The organism is Sphingomonas sp. AP28 (assembly GCF_056680455.1).
Window position 1 is genome coordinate 137242 of the sequence record NZ_JBWXQI010000003.1, and the last position, 25918, is coordinate 163159.

General features: G+C 63.3%; 31 protein-coding genes. 6 read left to right on the top strand and 25 right to left on the bottom strand.

What is annotated here, in order from left to right; genetic code table 11:
* Positions 1 to 136 precede the first annotated feature (136 nt).
* The 17 genes from arsH to AC1MH0_RS21865 all read right to left on the bottom strand — a co-directional run bounded on the left by arsH (position 137) and on the right by AC1MH0_RS21865 (position 14097).
* Positions 137 to 883 carry an arsenical resistance protein ArsH gene (gene arsH, locus AC1MH0_RS21785; protein ID WP_121905634.1) on the bottom strand — a complete coding sequence of 249 codons (747 nt, stop codon included), beginning with the start codon at positions 881 to 883 and terminating at the stop codon, positions 137 to 139.
* A complete protein-coding gene (locus tag AC1MH0_RS21790; protein ID WP_121905635.1) occupies positions 883 to 1206 on the bottom strand; it encodes a YnfA family protein in 324 nt (107 codons plus the stop codon). The genes arsH and AC1MH0_RS21790 overlap by 1 nt, the downstream gene beginning before the upstream one ends.
* On the bottom strand, positions 1203 to 2489 hold the full coding sequence (locus AC1MH0_RS21795) for an arsenic transporter (RefSeq protein WP_480966217.1): 1287 nt from the start codon (positions 2487 to 2489) through the stop codon (positions 1203 to 1205). The genes AC1MH0_RS21790 and AC1MH0_RS21795 overlap by 4 nt, the downstream gene beginning before the upstream one ends.
* Complete coding sequence (gene arsC / locus AC1MH0_RS21800; RefSeq protein WP_121905637.1) at positions 2489 to 2917, bottom strand: arsenate reductase (glutaredoxin); 429 nt, start codon at positions 2915 to 2917, stop codon at positions 2489 to 2491. Before arsC ends, AC1MH0_RS21795 begins: the two co-directional genes overlap by 1 nt.
* An 11-nt stretch (positions 2918 to 2928) precedes the next feature.
* Positions 2929 to 3261, bottom strand: a complete 333-nt coding sequence (locus tag AC1MH0_RS21805) for an ArsR/SmtB family transcription factor (RefSeq protein WP_121905638.1) — start codon at positions 3259 to 3261, stop codon at positions 2929 to 2931.
* Between the two features lie 193 nt (positions 3262 to 3454).
* The gene (locus AC1MH0_RS21810) at positions 3455 to 3805 is read right to left on the bottom strand and encodes a DUF3147 family protein (RefSeq protein WP_121905639.1); all 351 of its coding nucleotides are present in this window, start codon (positions 3803 to 3805) and stop codon (positions 3455 to 3457) included.
* A gap of 32 nt (positions 3806 to 3837) precedes the next feature.
* Positions 3838 to 4755 carry a cation diffusion facilitator family transporter gene (locus AC1MH0_RS21815; RefSeq protein ID WP_121905640.1) on the bottom strand — a complete coding sequence of 306 codons (918 nt, stop codon included), beginning with the start codon at positions 4753 to 4755 and terminating at the stop codon, positions 3838 to 3840.
* Positions 4755 to 5192, bottom strand: a complete 438-nt coding sequence (copM, locus tag AC1MH0_RS21820) for a CopM family metallochaperone (protein WP_259466945.1) — start codon at positions 5190 to 5192, stop codon at positions 4755 to 4757. Before copM ends, AC1MH0_RS21815 begins: the two co-directional genes overlap by 1 nt.
* Positions 5189 to 5872 (bottom strand): ZIP family metal transporter, encoded by a 684-nt coding sequence (locus tag AC1MH0_RS21825; RefSeq protein ID WP_121905642.1) that lies wholly within the window; start codon positions 5870 to 5872, stop codon positions 5189 to 5191. Before AC1MH0_RS21825 ends, copM begins: the two co-directional genes overlap by 4 nt.
* A 31-nt stretch (positions 5873 to 5903) precedes the next feature.
* Entirely contained in the window at positions 5904 to 6284 is a 381-nt protein-coding gene (locus AC1MH0_RS21830; RefSeq protein WP_121905643.1) for a hypothetical protein, read from the bottom strand.
* Positions 6281 to 6856 (bottom strand): SRPBCC family protein, encoded by a 576-nt coding sequence (locus AC1MH0_RS21835; RefSeq protein WP_480966218.1) that lies wholly within the window; start codon positions 6854 to 6856, stop codon positions 6281 to 6283. Before AC1MH0_RS21835 ends, AC1MH0_RS21830 begins: the two co-directional genes overlap by 4 nt.
* Positions 6843 to 7175: a DUF190 domain-containing protein gene (locus AC1MH0_RS21840; protein WP_480966257.1), complete on the bottom strand. Its 333-nt coding sequence runs from the start codon at positions 7173 to 7175 to the stop codon at positions 6843 to 6845. Before AC1MH0_RS21840 ends, AC1MH0_RS21835 begins: the two co-directional genes overlap by 14 nt.
* A gap of 5 nt (positions 7176 to 7180) precedes the next feature.
* On the bottom strand, positions 7181 to 10426 hold the full coding sequence (locus tag AC1MH0_RS21845) for an efflux RND transporter permease subunit (protein WP_465238542.1): 3246 nt from the start codon (positions 10424 to 10426) through the stop codon (positions 7181 to 7183).
* Positions 10427 to 10429: 3 nt separating this feature from the next.
* Positions 10430 to 11593: an efflux RND transporter periplasmic adaptor subunit gene (locus AC1MH0_RS21850; RefSeq protein ID WP_183128848.1), complete on the bottom strand. Its 1164-nt coding sequence runs from the start codon at positions 11591 to 11593 to the stop codon at positions 10430 to 10432.
* On the bottom strand, positions 11593 to 12963 hold the full coding sequence (locus tag AC1MH0_RS21855) for a TolC family protein (protein WP_465238543.1): 1371 nt from the start codon (positions 12961 to 12963) through the stop codon (positions 11593 to 11595). Before AC1MH0_RS21855 ends, AC1MH0_RS21850 begins: the two co-directional genes overlap by 1 nt.
* Before the next feature lie 65 nt (positions 12964 to 13028).
* Entirely contained in the window at positions 13029 to 13379 is a 351-nt protein-coding gene (locus AC1MH0_RS21860) for a hypothetical protein (protein WP_259466931.1), read from the bottom strand.
* A 67-nt stretch (positions 13380 to 13446) separates the two neighbouring features.
* The gene (locus tag AC1MH0_RS21865) at positions 13447 to 14097 is read right to left on the bottom strand and encodes a cation efflux transmembrane domain-containing protein (protein WP_121905548.1); all 651 of its coding nucleotides are present in this window, start codon (positions 14095 to 14097) and stop codon (positions 13447 to 13449) included.
* Positions 14098 to 14167: 70 nt separating this feature from the next.
* Between AC1MH0_RS21865 and AC1MH0_RS21870 the strand changes: the two genes are divergently transcribed.
* Together AC1MH0_RS21870 and AC1MH0_RS21875 are read left to right on the top strand one after the other, a co-directional pair.
* The gene (locus AC1MH0_RS21870) at positions 14168 to 14560 is read left to right on the top strand and encodes a MerR family transcriptional regulator (RefSeq protein WP_121905549.1); all 393 of its coding nucleotides are present in this window, start codon (positions 14168 to 14170) and stop codon (positions 14558 to 14560) included.
* A gap of 103 nt (positions 14561 to 14663) precedes the next feature.
* A complete protein-coding gene (locus AC1MH0_RS21875; protein ID WP_121905550.1) occupies positions 14664 to 14873 on the top strand; it encodes a hypothetical protein in 210 nt (69 codons plus the stop codon).
* 8 nt (positions 14874 to 14881) lie between these two features.
* On the opposite strand, the gene AC1MH0_RS21880 is transcribed toward AC1MH0_RS21875, so the two are convergent.
* From AC1MH0_RS21880 to AC1MH0_RS21890, 3 genes are all read right to left on the bottom strand, one after another.
* Positions 14882 to 15265, bottom strand: a complete 384-nt coding sequence (locus AC1MH0_RS21880; protein WP_121905551.1) for a MerR family DNA-binding protein — start codon at positions 15263 to 15265, stop codon at positions 14882 to 14884.
* Positions 15262 to 17727 carry a heavy metal translocating P-type ATPase gene (locus AC1MH0_RS21885; protein WP_480966219.1) on the bottom strand — a complete coding sequence of 822 codons (2466 nt, stop codon included), beginning with the start codon at positions 17725 to 17727 and terminating at the stop codon, positions 15262 to 15264. The genes AC1MH0_RS21880 and AC1MH0_RS21885 overlap by 4 nt, the downstream gene beginning before the upstream one ends.
* A gap of 226 nt (positions 17728 to 17953) precedes the next feature.
* Positions 17954 to 18322 carry a hypothetical protein gene (locus AC1MH0_RS21890; RefSeq protein WP_052148874.1) on the bottom strand — a complete coding sequence of 123 codons (369 nt, stop codon included), beginning with the start codon at positions 18320 to 18322 and terminating at the stop codon, positions 17954 to 17956.
* A 279-nt stretch (positions 18323 to 18601) separates the two neighbouring features.
* Between AC1MH0_RS21890 and AC1MH0_RS21895 the strand changes: the two genes are divergently transcribed.
* On the top strand, positions 18602 to 18817 hold the full coding sequence (locus AC1MH0_RS21895; RefSeq protein WP_084214899.1) for a hypothetical protein: 216 nt from the start codon (positions 18602 to 18604) through the stop codon (positions 18815 to 18817).
* A 26-nt stretch (positions 18818 to 18843) separates the two neighbouring features.
* Positions 18844 to 19293: a four-helix bundle copper-binding protein gene (locus AC1MH0_RS21900; protein WP_052148873.1), complete on the top strand. Its 450-nt coding sequence runs from the start codon at positions 18844 to 18846 to the stop codon at positions 19291 to 19293.
* 1 nt (position 19294) lies between these two features.
* Here AC1MH0_RS21900 and AC1MH0_RS21905 read toward each other — a convergent pair whose 3' ends face one another.
* The 5 genes from AC1MH0_RS21905 to AC1MH0_RS21925 all read right to left on the bottom strand — a co-directional run bounded on the left by AC1MH0_RS21905 (position 19295) and on the right by AC1MH0_RS21925 (position 23356).
* Entirely contained in the window at positions 19295 to 19594 is a 300-nt protein-coding gene (locus AC1MH0_RS21905) for a DUF1622 domain-containing protein (RefSeq protein WP_480966220.1), read from the bottom strand.
* Positions 19595 to 19699: 105 nt separating this feature from the next.
* Positions 19700 to 20404, bottom strand: a complete 705-nt coding sequence (locus AC1MH0_RS21910; RefSeq protein WP_480962200.1) for a cytochrome c3 family protein — start codon at positions 20402 to 20404, stop codon at positions 19700 to 19702.
* Complete coding sequence (locus AC1MH0_RS21915) at positions 20392 to 21060, bottom strand: iron reductase (protein WP_037527189.1); 669 nt, start codon at positions 21058 to 21060, stop codon at positions 20392 to 20394. Before AC1MH0_RS21915 ends, AC1MH0_RS21910 begins: the two co-directional genes overlap by 13 nt.
* Entirely contained in the window at positions 21061 to 22926 is a 1866-nt protein-coding gene (locus AC1MH0_RS21920; RefSeq protein ID WP_480966221.1) for an FAD-binding oxidoreductase, read from the bottom strand.
* A gap of 85 nt (positions 22927 to 23011) precedes the next feature.
* On the bottom strand, positions 23012 to 23356 hold the full coding sequence (locus AC1MH0_RS21925) for a hypothetical protein (RefSeq protein ID WP_128081994.1): 345 nt from the start codon (positions 23354 to 23356) through the stop codon (positions 23012 to 23014).
* A 404-nt stretch (positions 23357 to 23760) separates the two neighbouring features.
* Here AC1MH0_RS21925 and AC1MH0_RS21930 point away from each other — a divergent pair, with 404 nt between their 5' ends.
* Both AC1MH0_RS21930 and AC1MH0_RS21935 read left to right on the top strand, forming a co-directional pair.
* Positions 23761 to 25254 carry a PAS domain-containing sensor histidine kinase gene (locus AC1MH0_RS21930; RefSeq protein WP_480966222.1) on the top strand — a complete coding sequence of 498 codons (1494 nt, stop codon included), beginning with the start codon at positions 23761 to 23763 and terminating at the stop codon, positions 25252 to 25254.
* Positions 25250 to 25870: a response regulator transcription factor gene (locus tag AC1MH0_RS21935; RefSeq protein ID WP_183937280.1), complete on the top strand. Its 621-nt coding sequence runs from the start codon at positions 25250 to 25252 to the stop codon at positions 25868 to 25870. The genes AC1MH0_RS21930 and AC1MH0_RS21935 overlap by 5 nt, the downstream gene beginning before the upstream one ends.
* Positions 25871 to 25918 lie beyond the last annotated feature (48 nt).

Sequence of the window (25918 nt, forward strand, 5' to 3'; positions counted from 1 at the left end):
CCCGCGCCCATGCGCGGCACTGAGCCCGTCAACCGCCGCAGCCCTCCCCCGGAGGCCCGCCAGCGCAGGGACCACCAAGTGGCTGCTCGCCGAGCGTCGTCAGCATTCACGTCGACTAGCGCTAAAATCTGTCAGGCTATCCTTGGCGGGCGGTCGCAATGCTCGACAGATCCGTCGCCGTGTCGATCGGCACGCCAGCTTCCTTCCGTTCCGAGTAGCGATCGACGAGCTGGACCGCATGAGGGCGCAGCAGCACCGTGAACCGCACCAGTTCCTCCATTACGTCGACAATCCGGTCATAGTAGCTGGACGGCTTCATACGCCCGGCATCGTCGAACTCGTTGAACGCCTTGGCGACGCTCGACTGGTTCGGGATCGTGACCATCCGCATCCAGCGGCCCAGCACCCGCAGCGTGTTGACGCTGTTGAACGACTGCGATCCCGCCGACACCTGCATGACCGCCAGCGTGCGCCCCTGCGTCGGGCGCATCCCGCCCATCGACAGCGGCAGATGATCGATTTGCAGCTTCATGATGCCGGTAATCTGGCCGTGCCGTTCGGGGCTGCACCACACCTGACCTTCCGACCACAGCGACAGTTCACGCAGCTCGTGGACGGCCGGATGGTCGTCGCCGGTGACCTGATCGGGCAACGGCAACGCCGAGGGATCGTAAATGCGCGTTTCGCATCCGAAGAATTGCAGCAGTCGAGACGCTTCCTCGACACACAGCCGCGAGAATGACCGCTCGCGCAAGGAACCGTAGAGAAGAAGAATCCGTGGCGGTGGATCACCAGCGCCGAAGCCAAGAGCAGGCCGATCGATCGCGTAGCGCCGATCAAGCGCGGGCAGATGGTCGGGGTCGGAGAGTGTTCGTACAGGCATCAGGCAGTTCGTGGTCCCAAGAGGATGATGCAGGTGCCGATCAGACAGAGCGCCGCTCCGCCGACATCCCAGCGATCGGGCCGCACGCCCTCGACAGTCCAGAGCCAGGCAAGCGATGCGCAGATGTAAATGCCGCCGTAAGCGGCATACGCCCGTCCTGCGGCATCGCTGTCCACGCGGGTCAGGAGCCATGCGAACAGGATCAGTGAGATGACGCCGGGAGCAAGCCACAAGGGCGACTTTCCCATGCGAAGCCATGCCCAGAAGGCAAAGCACCCGCCGATCTCGGCAAGCGCCGCGCCGATGTAGATCAGGGCTGTCATCCGATCGTGATCCTCAATGCCAAGGCGGCAAGCGTGACCAGCAGCACCGGCACGGTGAGCGTCACGCCGACCCGGAAGTAATAGCCCCACCCGATCCGCACGCCTTTCTGGCCGAGGACGTGAAGCCATAACAGCGTCGCGAGCGAGCCGATCGGCGTGAGCTTGGGACCGAGATCGCAGCCGATGACGTTGGCATAGATCATCGCTTCCTTCACCGCGCCCGTGGTATGAGCCGCGTCGATCGACAGTGCGCCCACCAGCACGGTCGGCATGTTGTTCATCACCGACGACAGGACGGCCGCGATCACGCCGGTTCCGAACGCGGCGACCCACACGCCTCCCTGAGCGGTGCGATCGAGCAGCGCGGCCAGATGGTCGGTCAGGCCCGCGTTCCGCAAGCCGTAGACGACCAGGTACATGCCGAGAGAGAAGATCACGACCTGCCACGGCGCGCCGCGCAGCACCTTGCCGGTCTGGATCACATGGCCCCGCCCCGCGATCACCAGCAGGAGGATCGCGCCGGCAGCGGCGACGGCGCTGACCGGCACGCCGAGGGGTTCGAGCAGGAAGAACCCTGCGAGCAACAACGCCAACACGATCCATCCGGCGCGGAAAGTCGCGACGTCGCGGATCGCTTCGCGGGGCGCACGCAGCGCGCCCACGTCATAGTCTTCCGGTAAGTCGCGCCGGAAGAACAGCAGCAGCGCGCCGAGCGTGGCGACGATCGACACCAGATCGACCGGCACCATCACGGACGCATATGTGCCGAACCCGATTTTGAAGAAGTCGGCCGACACGATGTTGACGAGATTCGACACGACCAGCGGCAGGCTGGCCGTGTCGGCAATGAACCCGGCCGCCATGACGAACGCGAGCGTCGCCTTGTCCTTGAAACCTAGTGCCCGCAGCATGGCGATGACGATCGGCGTCAGGATCAGCGCCGCGCCATCGTTGGCGAACAGCGCGGACACCGCCGCGCCGAGCAGCACGATCAGGACGAACAGCCGGCGACCATGTCCCCTGCCCCAGCGGGCGACGTGCAGCGCCGCCCATTCGAAGAAACCGGCTTCATCGAGCAGCAGGCTTATGACGATGATAGCGACGAACGCGGCTGTCGCGTTCCAGACGATGCCCCAAACGACGGGGACGTCGGACAACGTGACGACGCCCGCGAGCAGCGCCACGACGGCTCCGCCCATCGCGCTCCACCCGATCCCGAGGCCTTTGGGTTGCCAGATGACGAGCGCAATCGTGGTAACGAAGATCAGGCCGGCAAGAAGCATCAGGCGACGCGCTGACCCGAGGCATCGACCACCTGTTGTCCGTCTTCCTTCGCGAACGCGCCGAGCTGATCGTCCGGCAGCAGATCAAGCACGGCTTCGGACGGCCGGCAGAGCTTCACGCCGAGCGGCGAAACGACCAGCGGTCGGTTGATGAGGTCCGGATGCGCCATCATCGCGTCCACCAACGCATCGTTGGACAGTGACGTGTCGCTTAGGCCCAACTCCGCATAGGGTGTCCCCTTCTCGCGCAGCAGATCGCGAGGCCTCATGCTGGCGCGGTCGATCAGCTCGACCAGCAGCGCGCGCGAGGGCGGGGTTTTAAGGTACTCTACGACATGCGGCTCAATGCCGGCATTGCGGATCAGGCCGAGCGTGTTGCGCGACGTGCCGCATTCGGGGTTGTGATAGATGACAATATCGACGGCCATGGCGCGTCCTTTCAGCAGCAGGGGGTGAGTTCGGCGATCAGCGGGGCGCACAGCTCCGCATTCCCGGCGCAGCAATCCTTGACGAGGAACAGCGTCAGCGCGCGCAGGCCGTCCAGATCGGCACGATAGATGATCGAGCGGCTATGTCGTTCGGATCGCACCAGTCCGCCGCGGGCCAGAATACCGAGGTGTGCTGACATGGTGTTTTGCGGCACGTCGAGCTGGCGGGCGATTTCGCCCGCCGCCAGGCCATCCGGTTCGTGCCGCACCAACAGGCGAAACACGTCGAGCCGCGTTCCTTGTGCGAGCGCACCTAGTGCTGAAATTGCCGAGTCATTTTCCATATATCCAGATTAACAGATATCTGAATTAAATCCATCCTTGTTCTTGGCCTTATGCTCAACAAGCAGCTGCGTTTGGATGTACGTCCGTCGTCCAGGATCGCGTCGACGGTGTCGATCACACGCCGTGCCGACCATGAAGTAACAAAGATGCGGGGCGGATCGTCCCGCAAACCGGCATGCGGCGACAATGACGTTAGAGGCGCACACCGAGGCGCGGGGCGATAAAAACTAGCCCAAGATAAAGCAGCATTGTCAGCAGGCATCCTGCGCTAAGCGACAGCCAAAACGGCACATGGCGATCAAGCAACGCCGGGATCAGCAGAAACATCGGCAGCGACGGTAACACGAACCAGAACGTCGCGCCGGCGTGTGAGGCCATCAAAGCCCGATCTTGCGTGTCGCGCCACAACCATATCATGCCCAGCACCGAGACGAGCGGCAACGATGCAACCAACGCGCCGATGCCGGGACTTCGCTTGGCGATTTCCGACACGGCCGCGATGATCGCACCGGAGATCAGTGCCTTGATGACGACATAGAGCATCCGCCGGTTGTGACTTCTAATCGTCTCGCTGACTAGCGGTGAAGGTGTTGATCGTCCTCGCACGCTTGCGAAGGCGCTTCGGTCTGGATCGTCGAATGTTCGATCCCGAACCTTTCATCGAGCGTCGTCGTGACCGCAACCCTGACGCCATCGGGATCAACACCCTCGCCGAGCGTCACGTGCGCGGTGCAGTTGATCTCGTCGGTAGCCATCGACCAGACGTGCAGGTCGTGAACGCCAGCAACACCCGGAATGGCGGCGATCGCAGACCGGATTTCCGGCAGCTTCAGCCCGCCAGGCACGCCTTCCAACAACACGTTGATCGTGCCCTTGAGTAGCACCCAGGTTCGCGGCAGCACCCAAAGCCCGATGCCGACGGCGATGATAGGATCGACCCAGGTCCAGCCCGTAAACCGGATCGCAAGCGCGCCCAGGATCACGCCGACCGAGCCGATCATGTCGGCCCAGACCTCCAAATACGCCCCCTTGACGTTGAAACTCTCGTCCTTGCCAGCGGTCAGCAGCCGCATCGAGGCGAAGTTTACGATCAGGCCGATGACCGCGACGATCAACATGCCGGTCGACTGGATCGCTTGCGGCTCGCGGAAGCGCTGGATCGCTTCGTAGAGGATATACATGGCGACGACGAACAGCAGCATCGCGTTGAAGGTCGCGGCGAGGATCTCCAATCGCTTGTAACCGAACGTCCGCTTGTCGTCGGCAGCCTTCTTGCCAAGATGGATCGCCATCAACGCGATAACGAGACCGGCGACATCGGTCATCATGTGCGCCGCGTCGGACAGCAGCGCGAGACTGTTGAACACAAAGGCGCCGACCACTTCCGCAACCAAATAGGTCGCGGTAAGCGCTAGCGCCCATCTGAGCATCTTCGCGTTGGCACCGGCCGTATGGTCGTGGCTATGTCCGGCTTCGCCGTGGTCGTGGGCCATTATCGGGCTTCCTTCTTCGCGGCCTGCCGCTCGGCGAGCCATGTCTGCATTGTCTGGATTTCGGCTTGCTGCGTCCGGATCACCTCCTGCGCCATCGCACGGATCTTCGGATCAGTTCCGTTGGCTATCTCGGCGCGCGCCATTTTCACCGTACCTTGATAATGCGGGATCATCCCGCGCAGGAAGTCGGCATCGGGATCGCCGGTCGACTGCATCGCCATCCCGGCCTGTCCGTGGGCAGCGTTCGATCCGTGGATGGCATCGGTCGCACCCGCTTCGTTCGATGCGAACTGCCCTGCTGGTTTGCCGCCGGAACATGCGGACAGGGCAACCATGGCGGCCAGAAGCGCGCACCGCGCCGTGACGATCGACATTCTCTTCTCCTGACGGGGTTTGTTGCAGCGCCTATGGACGACGCCCACGATAAGGCCGGTCACATCGCGATCTCTTCGATCAGCAGCAGCGCGAGGAAGCCGACGAAAAACATGGCGCTGATGAGTGGTGAGTCCGGCTTCTCGTGCGCCTCGACCAGCAGCTCTTCGGTGACGAGGTAGAGCAGCGCCATGAGGCCGAAGCTCAGGAAACCGGTGATCCACGCCGGTGACAGGAGCGCCACCGGTTGCGCGACGAGCGCGCCGACCGGCATCAGCAGTGCCAGTGCGCAAGTCAGGCTGATCGCCTTAATCTTGCGATACCGGGACGTCAGGTCGTTGGTCAGCGTCAGGGCCAGGAACAGCACTTCGAGCGTCAATGCGACCGCCAGCAGGGTGCCCGCCTTCTCGCCGGCAATGAAAGCGAGGCCGAGGACCAGGCCATCGATCGCCAGATCAAGCCCGATCGCGGCGAGCAGCGCCACGGGGCCTTCAAATCGGCTTTCCGCCGCCTTGAGGCCGAGCATCACCGCGACACCGATCGCGCCGCCGATTAGCGTCGCGGTTGGCGATCCGCCGTGCATCACCAGCGGCAGGATCTCGGTCGCTGCCGCGGCGAACACCACGCCAGCCGCGAGATGCTGCATCGCCGCTACCAGCTTCTCGCCAGGCGTGCGCCAACCCGCAATGAGCGCGCCGATAATGATCGCCACCATAGGGATCAGGGAGAACTTGAGCGCTGCCATCGTCAGCGCTCCCAGCCATAGAGCGTTGCCATCATGACGCGTTTTCCTTCGTGCAGAGGATCGGGCGCTTGCCCGGTGCCTCGATCTTGATCTGATTGCCGGCGAAGGTGGCGCTTTCCACGTCGCCGACATATTGGAGGCCCTGCATCGGCGCGGTCAGGACGGTCGGCGCCGCGCGCGCGTCGCGCCGGAACTCGACCGTGAGGCCCTGATCCTTGTAATCAACGATGAGCGTCTGATCGTCGTCGCATCGGTAGAGATGGCGGCCAGGCGCCCCACTCGCCACGCCGCTGTCGCCGGCGTGAATTTCCTGCTCGGTTGGCGGCCCCTTCTGGGGTTGCTCGGAACAGGCGGCGAGCGCCAGCGCGAGACAGACACCGGCACGGCCAAATCCGGTTCGAAAGGGTATCATCTGTGCCCCCGGGTTTTCCGACCGCCATGACGTGGCGACGCAGGACGCGGCTTCACACCGGGTTGCACTGCCAACCGCCGCAATTGGCGGTCCAGACACAGATCGGACTGCACGAGTCCGGCCTGTAGTTTCCGGCGCAGCAGCGCTGTCCACATCCCGCTAAGGAAGCCGTGAAAGCACAAGCTATGTCGCAAGCGGGTGCCGACAGGATCGCGCTCCAGCTCATAAATTTCTTCGAACTGCAGAAGCTTCGCCACCCCCGCGGTCCAGGCGAACGCGACCGGCTTTTCGACACGGGTGATGTCGGCCGCAGTCGTTACAGGCTTCCCAAGCCCTCCGATGAGGAAGCTGTACGTTGCCTCGCCACCCTCGACCGCTTCACCCGCGAGTTGGGTGAACGGCTTCCATTGCGAATGCGCGGCGAAGTCCGTGAGGACCGACCACACGCGCAGCGGAGATGCCGTCAGAATCACGACATTCTCGATCGCGGCGCGCCCGGCATTCGCCGGGCGCGCCGCGTCAGGGGAAGCGCCAACTGGACCGATCGCGCCGCCATGCTCAACGTCCGTCATCGCCCGCGTCCGCATCGGCATGAAGGGCGACGATTTCCACCGCCTCCAGCGTTATCAGGCCGATACCCTTCAAGTCGCGCAGTCCCGCTATGAAGGTCCGGAGTTTCGCCTCGTCGTCGACGATCTCGATCACCACCGATCGATCGTTCTCGAGGATATGACGACGGTGCGTGTGCGCCGATCGCCCGATCCCGATCATCGCCTCGATCACCGTCGCACCGCCGAGACGGGCGTCACGCGCCCGCTCGGCAATGAGTTCGAAGACCTTGCGGTCCCCAAAATACGCATTCTCGTCGGTATACACCCGCAGCAGTTTCATCATCGTCATGCCGTGGCCCCCTCGTGTGCGTCGGTCGGTTGGTCGTCATCCTTTGTTCGTTTGCCTGACGTCGCCCCCAAGACGACCTTGGCGATGGCGGGAAGGACCAGCAGCGTCAGGATCGTCGCGGCGACGAGCCCACCGATCACGGTGACGGCGAGCGGCTTCTGCACCTCCGCGCCGGTGCCGTGCGCGAGCGCCATCGGCACGAAGCCGATCGCGGGCACGAACCCGGTCATGATGACCGCCCGCATCTTGTCGGCCATGCCTGCCCGGATCGCCTCCGCGACCGGCATCCCAGCTTCGCTGTGATCCCGGATCGCGGTCATCACCACGAGCCCGTTCAACACCGCCACACCGGCAAGGCAGATGAACCCCACGGCCGCCGACACCGAGAAGTTGATCCCGGTTAAGGCGAGCGTGAACACGCCGCCGGCGAGCCCCAGCGGCACCGCCAGGAACACCGATGCAGCCCTGCCGAATCCGCCGAGCGCCATGTAGAGCAGCCCGAAGATCGCCAGGAAGCAGAGCGGCACGACGATCGACAAGCGTGCCGAGGCCGCCTGCAGGTTCTCGAACTGACCACCCCATTCGAGGTAGTAGCCGGCCGGCAGCTTCACTTTCGCGATCTTTGCCTGCGCTTCTGCCACGAACGAGCCCGCATCGCGTCCGCCAAGGTTTACCTGAACGACGACACGACGCTTTCCGTTCTCCCGGCTGATCTGGTTCAGCCCCTCGGTCAGCCGGATTTGTGCCACCTGTGCAAGCGGCACCTGTGCCCGGGGACGTCCTTCGACTTCCGGCAGCAGCACTGGCAGCGACCGAATGTCGTCGAGGTTGGCACGCGTCGCCTCGGGCACGCGCACGGTGACGTCGAACCGACGATCGCCCTCGTATACCAATCCCGATTCACGCCCGCCCAAGCCTGCCGCGATCGTATCGGATACATCGCGCACCGTGAGGCCGAGCCGCGCGATGGCCGCACGGTCGAGCTTCACGTCGAGCGCCGGCGCGCCACCGACCTGTTCGGCCTTGACGCTTGTGGCACCAGGGACGGTCTGCAGGACACGCACCATCTCATTCGCGGTCTGCGACATCTTGTCGAGATCGTCACCGTAGAGCTTGATCGCGACGTCGCCGCGGACGCCGGCAATCAGCTCGTTGAAGCGAAGCTGGATCGGCTGGCTGACCTCGTAAAGGTTACCGAGCAGTCCGCCCGTCGCCTTTTCAATCTTGGCGACGACATCGGCTTTGGTAACGCCCTCGGCCCATTCATCCTGGGGCTTCAGGATAACAAAACCGTCCGAGACGTTCGGCGGCATCGGGTCGGTCGCGACTTCTGCGGTACCTGTCTTGGAGAACATCAAGGAAACTTCGGGGATTTTCTTCACCGCCTCCTCGACCTTGCGCTCCATCAGCAGCGATTGTTCGAGACTGACCGAGGGCACGCGTGTGGACGCGAAAGCCAGGTTCTTTTCGTCAAGCTGGGGGATAAATTCCGATCCCAGCAACCCGAACGCCGGGATCGCCGCCAGGAAGAAGGCAAGTCCGCCGAGGATAAACGGCCACGGCCGCGCAATCGCCTGATCTAGCAGCGGGAGATAGCGCTCCTTGGACTTGCGGATCAGCCACACGTCCTTTTCCGCGACCTTGCCGCTGATCAGGATAGCAACCAGTGCGGGAACAAGCGTGATCGCAAGCACGAATGCCGCCACCAGCGCCAGCATGATCGTGATCGCCATCGGCGAGAACGTCTTGCCTTCGGTGCCCGTGAAGGTCAGCAGCGGCGCGAATGCGAGTAGGATGATCGCTTGCCCGAAAACGGTCGGCTTGATCATCTCCTGCGCCGCCCGCATCGTCTCTTCCAGCCGTTCCCGAAGCGCGAGCAACCGGCCTTCATGTTCCTGTCGATGCGCCAATCTGGCGAGACAGTTTTCGATGATGATGACTGCGCCATCCACAATCAGACCAAAGTCGAGTGCTCCCAGGCTCATCAAATTGCCGGGGACGTTGAACGCGTTCATTCCCATGGCCATCATCAGGAACGAAAAGGGGATTACCAGCACCGCGATCACCGCGGCACGCCAGTTGCCCAGCAGCAGGAACAGCGCAACCGCAACAAGGATCGCGCCCTCGGTCAGGTTGCGCTGCACCGTAGCCACCGTAGCGCCGACCAGCTCGGCCCGGTTCAGCACTACCTTTACCTGTATCCCGTTTGGCAGGGTCTTGGTTATCTGATCGAGCTTGATTGACGCCTGTTCGGCAACGACGCGGCTGTTCTGCCCGATCAGCATCAGTACCGTGCCGATCACCGCTTCCCGCCCGTTCATGCTACCCGCACCCGTGCGCAGATCGCCGCCGATGCGGACGTTGGCGATCTGGCCGATCGTAATCGGCGTTCCGCCGCGCGTTGCCGCGACTGCGTTGCGGATTTCGTCGACCGTCCGCACGCGGGAGTCGACGCGCACGAGATAGGCTTCGCCGCCCTTGTTATAATAGTTGGCGCCGACCGCGAGGTTGGCGTTTTCAAGCGCCTGCCCCAGCTCGCTGTACGAGATGCCGAAGCTGGCGAGCTTTGTCGGATCGGGCTCGACCACGAACGTCTTGGCAAAGCCGCCGATGGAATCGACGCCTGCCACGCCTTTCACCGAGCGAAGCTGCGGACCGATGATCCAATCCTGCACGGTGCGCAGATAACCGGCTTTCTCGACAGCGTCGGTCAACCGTTCGCCTTCCGGCGTCAGGTAGCTGCCATCGGGTTGCCAGCCGGGTTGTCCCGCCACCTTCTTCGCGCCTTTTCCGTCCGGATTAGCGTAGCCGACTGTGTACATGACGATCTCGCCGAGGCCGGTCGTTACCGGTCCGATCTGCGGTTCCACGCCGTCCGGCAAGTTCTCGGCGGCCTGTCGGAGGCGCTCGCCGACCTGCTGCCGCGCGAAGTAGAGGTCGGTGCTGTCGGTGAAAATCGCGCTGACCTGGCTGAAGCCGTTGCGTGAGATGGAGCGCGTCGTTTCGAGGCCGGGGATGCCGGCGAGCGAGATCTCTACCGGGTAGGTAACGAGCTTTTCGATCTCGACCGGTGAGAGCCGCGGATCGACCGTATTGATCTGAACCTGTTTGGTGGTGATGTCGGGCACCGCGTCGATCGGCAGCTTGGTAAGCTGCCACACGCCGAGGCCAGCGATGACGAGAAATAAGGCTAGGACCGTCCAGCGGGCGCGGACGGAGAGCGCCATGAGGTTGGCTATCATGGTCTATTCTTCCTCACCCGCGCCCTTGCCGAGTTCGGCCTTGAGCAGGAATGCGTTCTTGGTCGCGACTTGGCTGCCAGCGGGCAGCCCCTTCAGGATCTCGACGCGGCCATTGCTGCGCTGTCCGATCGTGATGTTTTGTGCGCGGAAGCCCTTGGCGGTCCGTACGAACACGACATCGCGCCCTTCGAGCGTCTGGACCGCATCTTCCGGCACCACGATCGCATTCGACGTGCTGCCCCGGCTCGGGAGTAGACGCACTCGCACCGCGAGACCCGGTTGCAGTGTTCCCGTCACATCAAGGACTGCGGTCGCCGAGCGCGTGTCGTTGGCGAGGCCCGGCGTGATGGCGCGTACCCGCGCCTCCACCGTCCGCCCATCGGGCAATTCGATGATCGCCCGATCGCCGGGAGAAAGCCGCTGTGCGTCGGTCGGTCCGACCGCAGCTTCGACCTGTATCTTCGACGCATCGGCGACGCGCATCAGCTCGGTTTCGGGCTGGACGAAGGCACCCAGGCTGACATTCTCCGAGGTGACGCGGCCTGAAATCGGGCTCGACACCAGCACGCCGCGTCCATCGGACGTGATGCGCGCGGCGCCCGCCGCGACGCTGGCGCGTCGCGCTTCGGCCGCGGCCGAGGCGGCTTCCGCCTGTGCCTGTTCCAGCTCGACCCGCGCCGAGACCTTCTGCCGATAGAGATAGCTTTCGCGTGCGAGCGCCTTTTGCGCCAGCGTCGACTTGGCAGCCGCAGCACTGCGATCGGCCGCGATCTGTGCCGCATCGCGGCTTTCGACGATCGCCAGCGTCTCGCCGGCACGCACCGGATCGCCGAGCCGCTTCATCAGCCGCGTGACGGCACCGGCTGCACGGGCGTTGACGATCGCCTCGCCTTGCGGCGACGCGCTCACCGTCGCCTGTGCGACGATCTCCGCGCCGAGCCCGCCGGGATTGATCGTCTCGGTCACGATGCCGGCCTGCTCGATCGCCTGCGCGGTCATCGCCACCGTGTCGGATGCTTTCTCTTCGGGTGCAGGCGCGGCCGTATTGCCGGCTGCGGCTTCACTGGCAGAAGGCTTGTCCGCGGTGCAGCGGGCGACGCCGAAACCACCGAGGGCGGCGACGAGCGCGACGGCCGCGCCGCCGCCAAGCAGGCGCTTATCCTTCATCATCGTTCATCTCCGGAAATCGTGGGGGCCGGCGTCGTGAGCCGGTCGAGCCGAGCCTGCGCGTCGTGGTACGCGGCGAGCGCATCGACATAGGTCTGACGGGTCTGTGACAGCGTGCGCTCGGCATCGAGGAGCGCGATCTGGTCGAACTTGCCTTGGCTCCAGCCGATCCGAGCGATGCGCGCAGCTTCCTGCGCCGCGGCCAAGCCGGGACCACCCGCCGCCCGTGCCGTAGCGGCAGCATTGGCCACTTCGGTCTGCGCGCTGGCAATCTGCTGACGGGTGTCGACGATCGCCAGACTACGCAGCGCTTGCGCCTGGGTCTGTTCAGCCTGCGACTGCGCGACGAACGCGCTGCCGTTGTTGAAGAACGGTATCGGGATCGAAAGGCCGACGACGGCCGCAGTGTCGTTGGTCGCCGCCAGTCGTCGCGCGAACGCGCTGACCGTCAAGTCCGGAACCCGCAACGAGCGGGCAACGCGAACCTGCGCATCGGCAGTGCGAACATCGGCTTGTGCCGCAACGAGCGCCAGCGTCCCCTCGATATCGACTGGTCGCTGTGGTCCATAGCCATCGATCCGCTCAAACCAGGCTCGGTCGAGCGGTCCCATTACGGCTGTATTGAGCAACGTCTCGAGATTGGCGCGCGCTGCCTGCGCCTGCCGGGTCGCGCTATCGGCCGCGACCTGCGCGTTGATACGCAGCACGTCCGCGCGCTGTTGCTCGATCGGGCTGACGTCACCGGCCTTCACGCGTTCGCTCGATACGCGGAACGCGTTATTGGCAATCCCCGCCTGCTCCGCCAGTACCTCAGAGCGACGCTCGGTCGCAGCGGCCTCGATGTAGAGCTGCGTGACCCTCAAGCGCAGATCGGCCCGCGCGATCTCGGACTGGATTTGTGCGCGGGTCAGACGAGCAGCCGCAAGGGCGACACGCGCGGGGCGCTTACCGCCCAGCTCGAGCGGCAGCGCCACGCCGACTGTTGTCTCCGAACTCCGGACACCCCTGTAGGCACCGCTGCCGCCGATATTTTCGACCTGCGTCTGAAACTCGGGATTGGGGCGCAGCCCGGCTACACGCCTTGCGGCGGTTGCGGCCGCGACGTTCGCGGTCGCCGCTCCGATCGAAGGCAGCGCGGGTTGCGTGCTGCCGCCGGAACCGGACGCCGCCGCGCCGGAGGTGGTGCCTGTTGCCGGCGTACCGGCAGCCGATGGCATGCCGGCAGCGCCAAGCGCGGCGTCGAGCGAAAAGGCGGGCGTCGCCTGTGACGAAGTGGTCGCCGCCGGGATACCGGGCGGCGGTGACGTTTGCGCCCCGGCCGCACTGGCCAGGGACGCCGCGACCATGAAGGCCGCGATTGTACGATGCATCGATGATGACTCCTGACGAACCTTATTTGCCCCGCGCGGTAGCAGCCGGCGGGGTTAACGGGTTGTCAGGCTTGTGGCGGCCTCAATGCGGGATCGGCCGTGGACAGAGGCAGCATCGATCGGCCTGCGAAAACGGGGGCAAGGCGAAGGTTGCGCATCAGGGTAGTGCTGGCGACTTTTGTCGGCGCTGCGACATGATCGCCGTGGCATCCGCCATGATGGTGGGGATATCCCTTGTCGCCATCCGAGGGCACCTGATCGGCATCGTCGGGCGTATGGCCTTCGGCGATTTGTTCGCCCGGCGTCTCGCTTGCGCTAATGCTGGCATCCGGCCGTTCCAGCGCGTGCGCCGTCGCCGTCGCTCCAAGGGAGCAGACGAGCATGAGGCAGGCAAGGATGTTCAGCAGGCGTCGCACGGGTCGCTCCGTAGCAGTAACGCCGATGATGGGATAGTCATGGCGATGGCGCGGCTAATTATGGCAGTCATCGCAAGACTCTCGGCAACATCGGTCCAGCCTGGCGCCACGCGGGAATCGCTTCGGCGAGTACCCGCCATGCCGATCGCAGGAAGATGAGGGCGATGATGCCGCCCACCGCGATGTCGGGCCAAGCCGCGCCGGTCATCGCCACCACGCCAGCGGCAGCCAGCACCCCGACATTAGAAGCGACGTCGTTGCGCGAACATTCAAATGTGCTGGACATGTTCACGTTCTCGGAGCGGAACCGCCACAGCATGGCGAGGCAGGTTAGGTTCGCGATGAGTGCAGCGCTGCCGAACGCCAGCATCAGAGTCGATGAAGGCGGTACGCCGTTGATAACTTTATTTACGATCTCGAACACGACCGCGATGCCGAACACGAGGATGATGCCGCCCTTGGCGAGCGCCGCCCCGGCTTCCCAACGCGGGCCACGGCTCAGCGCGTAGAGGCTGAGTGCATAGACGACCGCGTCGCCGAGCATGTCGACCGAGTCCGCCATCAGTGCCGACGACCGCGCGAACACGCCCCCGCCGAACTCGGCGACGAACATGACGAAGTTGATGACCATGACGACGATCAGCACGCGCCGCTGATCGGCCTTTCGGCCGAGCTGCGCGATTGTATCGCCTTTCCTGGAACAGCAGTCGTCCGCCATAATGCTCTCGATTCGCGCGTCGGACCCCCCATATGCACCCTCATCCTACTAGAGGGTCAAGGGGCGGCGCATGAAGATCGGCGAAATCGCGAAACTGACCGGCCTGAAGGTCGAAACCGTCCGCTATTACGAAGGCGAAGGGTTGATCGATGCGCCACGCCGCAACGGCGGAAATTACCGGCTTTATGACCGGTCACACCTTGATCGCCTGTCTTTCGTCAAGCGCTCGCGCGACCTTGGCTTTACACTCGATCAGGTGCGCGACCTGCTACGCCTGGCGGACGACCCGCGCGGATCATGTGATGCGGTTGATGAAATGGCCGTGCTGCACATCGCTGAGATCGATCGCAAACTTGCCGATCTGCAGACGCTACGTGACGAGATCGCCAAATGGGGGCGCTGCGACGCCTCGACGATCGCCGAATGCCGGTTAATCGACGCGTTATCTTCACGGCTACCTTGAGCGCGGGCCTGACAATGTCATCCGCGATATCTTCGTTCACCCTGCTCGGGTCAGTTCAACGCAAAGCGGGCAACGATCGCAGGCGACACAAGGACATGTTCGGGTGACCGATCAGCATGGCGCACGCTGGACGGGCGAGGCCGACGCCGAGCTACGCCGGCGTGTGACGGCCAAGCAAACCATCGCGCAGATCGCGCGCGAGATGGGACGAACGATGGACGCGATCCGCGGCCGGGCAGCGTCATTGCGCGTCACGCTTCGCTCGTCGCAACGACCATGGCGGGACGGGGTTGCTCGTCGCCGTAACGAATAGGCGCGACCTCATGCTTCCATGCGGCGAAGAATCGGGCAGTCCGGCCGATCATCGCCGTGGCAGCGGTTTACCAATTCCAGCAGCGTCGATCGCATGTTTTCCAGCATAGCCGCCTTCCGCCCAAGTTCATCAGCGCGCGCCTGGGCAAGCATTTTGACTTCGCTGCTCGAACGGCTGCGATCCGACCAGAGGCCGAGTAACGTCCTGATCTCCTCGATCGGAAACCCCAGGTCACGCGCGTTGGCAATGAAACGAAGGCGGTGAACGTCGGGGTCGGCATAGTCGCGGTAACTCCCGCGCCTTGCCGGCGCGGGCACGAGACCGATTTTCTCGTAATGGCGGATCATGCGCTGCGAGACGCCGCTGGCGTCCGATGCCGCCCCGATGTTCACAGTTTCACCGTGTTCAGCCGGAGCGCGTTGAGGACCACGGTAAAGGACGAGAGAGCCATCGCCGCGCCAGCCAGCATCGGCGACAGAAGGATGCCGGACACTGGGTAAAGCACCCCGGCCGCGACCGGCACACCGATCCCGTTGAACAGGAACGAGAAGAACAGGTTTTGGCGGATGTTTCGCATCGTTGCACGGGCGAGCTTGCGGGCGCGCACGATGGCTGAAAGATCGCCGCGCGTGAGCGTCATGCCTGCGCTTTCGATCGCTACGTCTGTTCCCGTGCCCATTGCGAGCCCGACGTCGGCAGCGGCCAGTGCGGGGGCGTCGTTGATCCCATCACCAGCCATCGCGACCTTGGCACCGGACGCTTTCAGCTCGCCGATGATACGGGCCTTGTCTTCCGGCAGCAGATCGGCCCGCACCTCGTCGAGTCCGCCCACGGCACGAGCGACCGCATCGGCCGTCCCACGATTGTCGCCAGTGAGCATTACGACGCGCAGGCCCTCCTTGCGGAGCGCGGCGATGGCGTCGCTCGCCGATGGCCGCACGGGATCGGCCACCGCGAGCAGGCCCGCGAGTGCGCCGTCGATCGCGACCAGGATGACGCCCGCGCCTTCGCCACGATGACGATCAGCCGCGGCATCGAGCGGCTTGGGATCAGCGCCGATCCGACTGATTTGCGCCGCGTTGCCGATCACGACCGAACGGCCGTTCACCGTGGCGCTGACCCCCAGGCCGGTTTGTGAGGTGAAATCCTCGACCGTGCCGAGCTGGAGCCCGCGTTCCTTGGCGGCGACAACGATCGCATGGGCGAGCGGGTGTTCGGACTGCCCTTCGACGGCCGCGGCGAGCGCGAGCATATCATTTTCGTCGACCGCTCCGATCGTCTCGACAGCGATCAGCTTGGGCTTGCCTTCCGTCAAGGTGCCCGTTTTGTCGATGACGAGCGTATCGACCTTCTCCAGCCCCTGTAGCGCTTCCGCGTTCTTTACCAGCACGCCAGCAGTCGCGCCGCGCCCGGTGCCGACCATGACTGACATAGGCGTAGCAAGCCCAAGCGCGCACGGGCAGGCGATCACCAGCACCGCAATGGCATTGAGGATAGCATGGCCCATGCGCGGCTCAGAGCCGAGCAGCGACCACGTGATGAAGGTCGCAATCGAGATCAGCACGACGAGCGGCACGAACCAGCTCGAGACCCGATCAGCGACCGCTTGGATCGGGGCGCGGCTCCGCTGCGCTTCCGCGACCATGCGGACGATGCGCGCGAGCATCGTGTCCGAACCAACCGCGAGAGCTTCTATGACCAGGCTACCCGTCCCGTTGACCGTACCCCCGGTGACGGCCGCCTCGACCTCCTTGAGTACAGGGGCGGGTTCGCCGGTGAGCATGGATTCGTCGACCGAAGAGCGACCCTCGACGACCACGCCATCTACCGGGATCGCCTCGCCAGGACGTACCCGTAGCCGATCGCCGGTCGCCACGTCAGCAAGGCCGATCTCTTCTTCAGAGCCGTCAGGCCGCAGCCGGCGCGCTGTCTTTGGAGCCAGGTCCATGAGCGCGCGTATCGCGCGCCCGGTCGCCGCCCTGGCGCGCAGTTCGAGCACTTGCCCGAGCAGCACCAACGTCACCACGACGCCAGCGGCCTCGTAATAGACGGGGACCATGCCGCCGTGCATCCGGAACGTCGCCGGGAAGACGCCAGGCGCGAGCGTCGCGACCACGCTGTAGAGGAACGCCGCGCCGACCCCGATCGCGATCAGCGTGAACATATTGAGGTGGCGGGTGCGGAGCGAGGTCCACCCCCGCTCGAAAAACGGCCAGCCTGCCCACAGCACGATCGGCGCGGTCAGCGCGAGCTGGACCCAGGGCGAGGCGGCAGGGCTGACGACGTGCAAGCCCGTCATTTCGGCAAACATGGAGACGATCAGCAGCGGGATCGTGAGTGCGCCGGCTACCCACAAACGGCGCGTGAAATCGACCAGCTCGGGGTTTGGAGTATCGTCGAGTGAGGGTTCTTCAGGCTCTAGCGCCATGCCGCAGATCGGGCACGTCCCCGGCCCTTCCTGGCGGACTTGCGGGTGCATCGGGCACGTCCACATCGCACCCGGGGTCGCCATCGGCTCAGGCTTTGGCTTATCGCCGAGATAGGCGTTTGGGTTAGCGACGAACTTGGTCCGGCACCCGGCGCTGCAGAAATGATATTCGTGGCCGGCGTGCTCGGCATGGTGCGCCGTCGTCGCCGGATCGACCGTCATGCCGCACACCGGGTCCGTCACCTTGGCCGCACCGTCGGGCACCTTAGTTCCCGAACAGCAGCCACCCATTTTGCCGTGTTGTTGGACTTCCACCGGCGCGGTCGACGCCCCCGAGCAGCACGACGAGGGCTCAGCAGCCGGTTCGGCTAGCTTCGCTGAGCAGCCGCAACCCCCGGCTTGGGAATGAGAATGAGGATCGTTCATGGCGTAACTCCTTCGACCCGAAGCCATGTAGGGTCTGACATCGTGTCAAGGTCAACCCCCGCCCATTCTCGACCCCACTTAAGTGATACGCGCCCGCGACCCGTCCCCCTTGGCGATCTGTTGGAGGAGAGACGGTCGGCAAACTCAACGGTCGCTACATCGCGAGCGGGTAACTAGCCGCTCGCGATGGCACCAGCGACGTGCCTCTTTTCAAGGCACGATGCGGCTAGCGAACGGGTCGTTCGAGCTCGACGATATCATGCAGCTTCACGCCGCCAGTGAGCGGGGATGCAGTCGCAAAATGGTCGTTCAAGGTAGAATTGATGCGGACGGTGCCGATTTCGGTCCGCGTAAAGCTCGCACCGCTTCGCGGCCCGGGCCGCGACACATTGCGATAGACCTTGAGAACCTGACCGGCTTCGGCGCCGTCTGCCCGCCCGATGCACACGACAAGATTCTTGCCCGACACATCCACCACGCTTCCGCGCATGAAGAAGGTGTGGCCGATGCCGGGCGCGGCGATGGCCGGCTGCACTGCGCCCATGAGGGGCGCGGCGAGAAATGCGGCTGCAATCAAAAAGCGGCGTGCGGTCATGAAGAATTCCTTGGATTTGCGGGATCGCCTTGCAAGATTCCCCGTCTTTTGGACCGGCGACCGGACACGATGAAGCGTCGGAAAATACGCAGGCCGAGAATTTGTGCCTGCCGCCCTTGGCAGCGACGGCCGATCGCTACCCGTTCAAGTTGACGCGATGGCCTGGGCAAGCTCTGCAATTCAGGATCACTGCGGTATGTAAATCCCGAGTCTTCTTAGCTCGGTCCTGCGATCGTATCGGTGGGAGAGTGTCCCGGAACCATCGTCGAGGATCTCGCTATGAAACGTCTCTTTCTCGCCAGCACCCTGCCGTTTGTCTTGCTTGGAGGCTGCGTCACGACTTCGACCGCAGAACAACGTGCGAGTTGCGAAAAGATGGAAAGCGGGATGGGAACGGCTGACCGTCACGATCACAGCGAGCAAAAGGGAATGGGCAGGAGTTCCATGAACTTGACGCATGACCAATGTCGTCAGATTCTCGCCAAAAGCCGCTGATTGGCTTGCCTCGCTAAGGAGAGATCATGGCAATTGTGTCGACACCCCACCCGGACCGCCGGGCGGTCATGGTCGGTCTCACCGCTATGGTGGCGATGGCGAGCGAAACCGTAGCGCGCGCGGCGAAGCCGAGCGCGCTGTCCCCGATGGCAGCAGCGATGCGCGCCTGTATCGACGAATGCCAGAAGTGCCATACGGTGTGTCTTACCACTGCGACCGAGCTTAGCCGCGCTCCGGCGCTTCACCGGTCATCTCCCGCGCAGATCCTCGCGATGCTCGACGCTGCGCAGATTTGCGCCACAACCGCCGATTTCATGACGCGCGGGTCGGCGCATCACGCGGCGATGTGCCGTTTATGCGCCGACATATGCGAGGCTTGTATCCGCGCCTGTACCGGTATGCCCGGTATGGAGACATGCTTGGCGGCGTGCGTGAGCTGCGCGAAAAGCTGCCGGGCCATGGCAGCCATGGGCTAGGTTAGTTTGGGGGCCTGGTCCGGCGCCATGGCAGTGTCTCTTCGATCTCGACTGAGAGCGAGGCACTGAGGAACGTCCGGATCGCGATGATCAGCGCCAGAATGCCGAGGCTACGGAACGTCGGGGTCACGGCGATCGTCCCGATGATGTCAGCGGCAACCAGCAATTCAAGGCCGAGCAGCACTCCTCTTCCGATGGTTGTGCGAAACGACAGCATCGCGTCGGTCCAGTCTGCACCGCGCCGCAAAGCCCGGCCCAGCACCATTACGGCACCCAGCGCGACCGCGACGATCGTCGCCACGGCAGCAACCTCAAAGCCTACCGAAACCCCGTGAGCAACGGAGCTGACGGCAGCGGTCGTATGGTCAAGTGTCATTGCCGGAACCAAATCGTCGCGCCTTTCGTGTCAATGCATCTTCACCCAGCCGACCCCTTTGATATTATTGAACGAGTCGGTCTGATGACATGCGAAGCATTGCTCGACACGAGCCTTGCCCTGCCCGGCGATCGTTTTGTCCATCATCGAAAAATGCATCATGTAGTGGCTTGGGGGTGCCTTGTGGCACTGGGTGCAATTGGTCGACCGAGGACTGGGATGAAGATATCCCTCGATCTTCCAGGTCTTAACGACGTGGCAAGACGCGCAATCCTGTCCAAAATATCCTTGGTGCTTGTCGCGTGTCGCGTGACAGGAGAAGCAGTTGAGCGAGCCTTCGTGACCCGTGGTCTTAGCGGCCACCTGATCCAAGATCGCATGATCCATCTTGATCGGTCGCGCAGCAGCGGGGTTGTGCTCGACGTGACAACCCCTGCATTCGCCGATGTTCGCGTGAAATGCCGTTGCAGGTTGGCTTAGAAGCTCAGGGGCAGAGGCATGGCAGGTGATACACTTGCTGGCCGCAATCCCGCCAGCCGGCACGTGGCAACTCTCGCATTTGTCGCCGATGAATGCGTGCGCCTTTGACAATGGCCCTGGACTGACGGCGGCTGTCCAACCGGGAACAGCGTTGCTGCCGAAGCGACCGACCGCTAGCGGCACCGCAATGGCGGTGAACAACGCCAAAGCCGCCAGGACGAGGTAAAAGGCACCGGGGAGCTTCAAGCGAGCCACCGCAGGCCGTAATAGATTCCGCTCCAGATGTGCAGGATCAGCAGGGCATACATCAGGATCGCCGAAACGATGTGGAGTATTACCCACCTCGCCAGAACGCGTTTGAGGGTTTCTCGCTCGCTGAGCTGAAATTCAAGGTCCGATATCGCGCCGAGCAATTCGTCGATATCGCCTGCATCCGACCGAGCGATCGGCTGCTCGCCACGGACCAACGCGTCATACCGGGTGCGAAGAGCGCCGAGCGCCTTTTGCTGGTCGCGTAGCTCCTCGCCGATCTGGGCGAGATAGTAGCGGCCAATGAAGCCGGTCCCGACCACGACCAGCATCGAGACGACCAGGGCGATGCCAAGCGGGCTTACGAACTTATGACCTGAATGCACGATGCCGAGCAGCGCGCCGATGGCGCCCGCGTAAACGTGGAACGTCAGCAGGACACCGACCGAAACGGTATTCTTGGTGCGCTCTTTTACCCAAGGGATGCGCTTGGCGATCCAATAGCTGAGCAGGCTCACAAAAAGCAATGCGGCTGCTATTCCGGTAACGCCGCCAGCAAGGCTGCCGGGGAATCGGGGAGCGACGTGGAACAGAAACGCAGGAACGATCAGCACAAGGGCGGTCATGATTCCGCCGACGGTTACTTTTTCAGCTTCCGTCACTCAGGCCGCCACGACCAAATTGCCGGGCGACTTCGCTTGGCAGGCCAGAATCGTTCCGCCGGCCTTCTCCTCGGCGGTCAGGGCGTCCTCGACTTCCATCGTTACGGAGCCCTTGCTTAGCGGCACCTTGCAGCGCCCACAGGTTCCCACTCGACATTCAAAGTCGATGACGACGCCGATCGCTTCGGCCGCTTCGAGCACAGACTGGTCGGGAGCCAATGTTCCCGATTTGCCTGACGTGGAAAACTCGACGGTAGCCTGAGCCGAAGGTGCGCTAACCGCTGCGGCGCCAGCTCCGGTCGGTGCCGCAGCGACTGCGCTTGCCGGCGTCGGCTCTTCCGGTTCGTCCGCGGGAACCGGACCGCCCTTTGGCGGCGCAAAGTCTTCCGTCTTGATTTGATCGGGCGGGACTTTGAGTTGGGCCAGCGCATATTTGACCGCATCCATCATTGCCGGCGGTCCGCAGAGATGAACCCGGCGTTCCGCAATGTCCGGCGCGCATTTGACGATGAAATCGGGTGTGATGAACCCTACCGGACCCGTCCAGTCCGTCCCATCCGCCTTCGACACGATCGAGGCGATCGTAACATTTGGATGGCGCCGCGCCAGATAAGCGATCTCCTCTCGGAAGATCAGATCTTGGGGTGAATTGGCAGCGCAGATGAGGTGAACTCGGTGCTCATACGATCGGTCAGTTAGGTCGCGCAGCACGCTCATCATGGGCGTGATGCCCACCCCCCCGGCAATCAGCACGATACCTTTGGCTTCCGCGCCGGTAAAAAAGAATTTGCCCGACGGAGCAGTGATTTCAAGCAGATCGCCGGTTTTTGCGTGATCGTGGAGGTGTCTCGATTCAAGGCCGTGTTGTTCGCGCTTCACCGTCAGTTCGATGTACTCCCGCTGCGTCGGTGCCGAGGAGATCGTGTAGGAGCGCCGGACCTTTTGACCGTCGATTTCGGAGGTGATCGTGGCGTACTGACCGGGCAGGAACACGAAAGGGAACGGGCCTAGATTGGCCTCCATCAACCGAAAGGTTTTGACCGTTGGTGTCTCGTCGAAGATCGCTTTGATCCTCAGCACCCCCTTCCACGGCCTTTGTACCGCGGGAGGTGCGGAAGGCGGAGGAGCGACGCCTTGACCGCCAAGCGGCCCACTCGCCACGCCCGCTGTTTGTTTGCTATCGCCATTCGGAGTGAGCCGATCAGCCAGCGCGCCAATGCGTCGCAAGCGCTGCCAGCGCAGGAACAGCATCGTTCCCAGCGCGGCTGCCAGGATCAGCATTGCGGCGACGTGGAGCCATGAAAGATCGCGAAAGCCGCCGTCCATTATCATGTCTCCGTTGGGGGCTATGGCGGTCTCGTTCTTGAACCAGGTCAATGCGATCCGTCGTGGCGGCCACGACTGGTTGAGCGCCTGCAATGCGCTTATGCCACTCTCGGCCAGCGATAGACCTTCGCGGGTTGTAGCGACCGCGCTTTGCGCGCTGGCGAGGTCGTTCTTCGATTGGGCATGATGCAGGTCGAGTTGCCCTGCCGAAAGCATCTGACCGCCGGAACCTAAACGCGCGATTGCCTCAGTACGAATGGCCTGTCGGGCTTCGCGCGTGAGTGCCGGCAAGTCCATCATCGCTGGATAGAATGGCTTGCCGCCCCTGGCACCGCAGCATCCTCCAACCGTCGCCGGTGCGCCAATCGCCGCCGGCGACGGCTTCATCATGTCCATCATTCCGGCAGGACCAGCAGGCGGCGCGGATGCAGCCGACATAGGGGCATTGCTGGCCGGGCCGGGGCTCGCGGCGCCGGGATGGTGCGACGCGTGCTCCGACGGCGCCACTTGCGCCAACGCCGCCGACGACCCGGTGGTCATCAGCAGCGCAGCTAATCCCAGCAGAAAAGAACTTTTCGCTCGGTTTATCGGAGCCCTACCGGTCTTCATGCCAGTCCTACTAGGATCACATGTCGTCGGACATCGGCTTTGCCATCGGCGCCTTCGGAGCGGGCTTCGCCGCTGTCGGCTTCGCCTTGGCACGATGGCTATGCGGCTTAGCCTTCATCGGCATCGGCGCTGGCTTGGCGGCCATGCCTCCCATGCCGCAACAACCGGGCTTCTTCGCGGGCATCTTCATGCCACCCTCCATCTGTCCGTCGCCCATCGGCATCATCTTGTCATCACCCATCGGTGCAGGGGTCGATGACGGTGCCGGCGCCATTTGCGCAGCGGCAAGCGCTGGAGTGAACAACATCGCGGTAAATGCTAGGCCGATGGTCGATGCGCGAGCGCTGAAGTGTTGTTTCATTGCGATATCCTTAGTCTCGAGGAGCCCAGTGCGGCGGCAACTACATGCTCCGCCAAAAGGCGGGGCTGCGGGTCGCGAACCAAACTCCATCAAAGATGGACCGCTAGGAATGACACCGCCATCATCGGATAATACGCAGGCCACGCACCGACCCCTCGTTGAGTGCGACATTTATTCGGCATCCCGAGAGCTTGCCGCCTGGTAGGGGATTAAGTGGCCTAGCCTGTGATTTGCGCTTAGTGTCGGATAGGCCGGAGCTGAACGGCGACCTTCAAGACCATCGGAGGTGCGGCGTTGATCGACTTTGCCTACGCATTGAATTGGGCTGCGCGCCTCGCATGACGGAGGCGCTGCCCCCGAATGACGCGAACGCCGTTGCGGCAATGGCGCGGAGCAACTCCGCCATGGCCGAGGAACTTGGCCTGCTCATCGACGGCGCGACCGGCTACGCGATCTATATGCTAGACCCGCAGGGTCGCGTGACGATCTGGAATCTTGGCGCCGAGCGCATCAAAGGATGGGCCGAGGCAGAGATCCTAGGCCGCGACTTTTCAATTTTCTATCCCCCGGAAGACGTGGCTCTAGGAAAACCACAGGCGGACCTCGCGCTCGCCAGCGCTCTCGGTCGTGTAGAGGAAGAAAGCTGGCGGGTGCGCAAGGACGGCTCGGAGTTCCTCGCCAGCGTAACGATAACAGCACTCCGCGACGATGCAGGCGCGCTTCGCGGCTTTGGCAAGGTGATCCGGGACATCACGGATCAAAAGGCGTCGGAAGCGGCGATCCTGCGGCGCGAACAGCATCTTCGCTCGATTCTCGCGACCGTGCCCGATGCCATGATCGTCATCGACGAAAGCGGGATCGTCTCCTCATTCAGCGCCGCTGCCGAACAGTTGTTCGGCTACGTCGAGGCCGAGGTTGTGGGACGCAACGTCGCCATGTTGATGCCCGATGCGGAGAAGCACGATCATGACACCCATCTCCGGACCTACCAGGAAACCGGGATAAAACATGTGATTGGCCATGTGAGGCCGCAAACGGCCATCCGCAAAAATGGCGAAACTTTCCCGATCGAACTCGCGGTAGGCGAGGCATCCATCGCCGGCGAACGCATCTTCACTGGGTTCATTCGAGATCTGACCAAACGACACGAAACCGAGCGACGCTTGAAAGAGCTTCAGTCCGAATTGGTCCATGTGTCCCGTGTCAGCGCGATGGGCACAATGGCCTCGACGCTCGCACACGAAATCAACCAGCCCTTAACTGCGATCGCGAACTACCTTGAGGCGGGTCGCGATATGATCGGCGTTACCGACGACGCCATGCTCAACGAGCTTGCTGAGGCACTCGATCTGGCGACCGCTCAATCACTCAGAGCCGGCACCATCGTTAAGCGGCTAAGGGCATTTGTGGAGGGCGGCGACACCGGTTTCCAGATCGAGCAACTCGACGCGCTTGTGGAAGAGGCGACTAGCCTTGGCCTGCTCGGTGCGCACGAAGCCGGGATCACGGTTACGATGACGATCGCCGCCGGCCGCGATCGCGTCATGGTCGATCGCGTGCAGATCCAGCAGGTGCTGGTGAACCTGATCCGCAATGCGATACAATCAATGGCCGCCACGACCTGTAAGAATTTGACCATCGCGACCGCGCCCGACCGGAAGGGGTGGATGAAAATAACGGTCGCTGACACGGGTGCCGGCATCGACGAAGACGTCCGGGAGCGACTTTTTGAAGCGTTCGCGACCACCAAGGAGGACGGTATGGGGCTCGGCCTATCGATCTGCCGGACCATCATCGAAGCGCATGGCGGTCGTATTTGGGCGGACGCTGTCGTCACTGGCGGCACGGCGTTCCATTTTTGCGTGCCGCTAGCCGCCGATGGCGACGCCAATGATTGATGACCCACGAACCGTGCATGTCGTCGATGACGACGAAGCGATCCGGCAATCCATCAGCTTCTTGTTACGCAAGGCCGGATATACCGTGGAAACGTACCCCGCCGGTACGGCTTTTCTCAAAGCCGTCACCCGGAAAAGCCAAGGTTGCGTCCTGCTGGACGTCCGGATGCCAGATATCGACGGCCTGGAGGTTCAGGCCAGGCTTTCACAGCAAGGTATTGCGATGCCGGTCGTCATGCTCACCGGGCATGGCGACGTGACCCTGGCGGTTCGAGCGATCAAGGCAGGAGCTATCGAATTTCTCGAGAAGCCCTTTGAGCGACTAGTGCTGATCGACGCCATTGAAGCAGCCCTCAGACACGCTGCACGGACTGGACGTGACCATTTGGCGGCTGGCGATGCGGTCGTTAGAATCGCGGCGTTGACGGCGCGAGAGCGAGACGTCCTCGATGGCATGGTGCTCGGCAGGCCGAACAAGCTGATCGCATTCGAGCTGGGTATCGCAACACGCACGGTCGAGGTCCACCGGGCAAGCCTTATGGAAAAACTTTCCGCCCGCAGCTTGTCGGACGTGCTGCGCATTGCGTTCGCTGCGGGGCTGGGCGAGGCAGTGTAGCCTCGCCTTCTACGTACATACGCAGTCACTCGGACATGCAATCGCTTA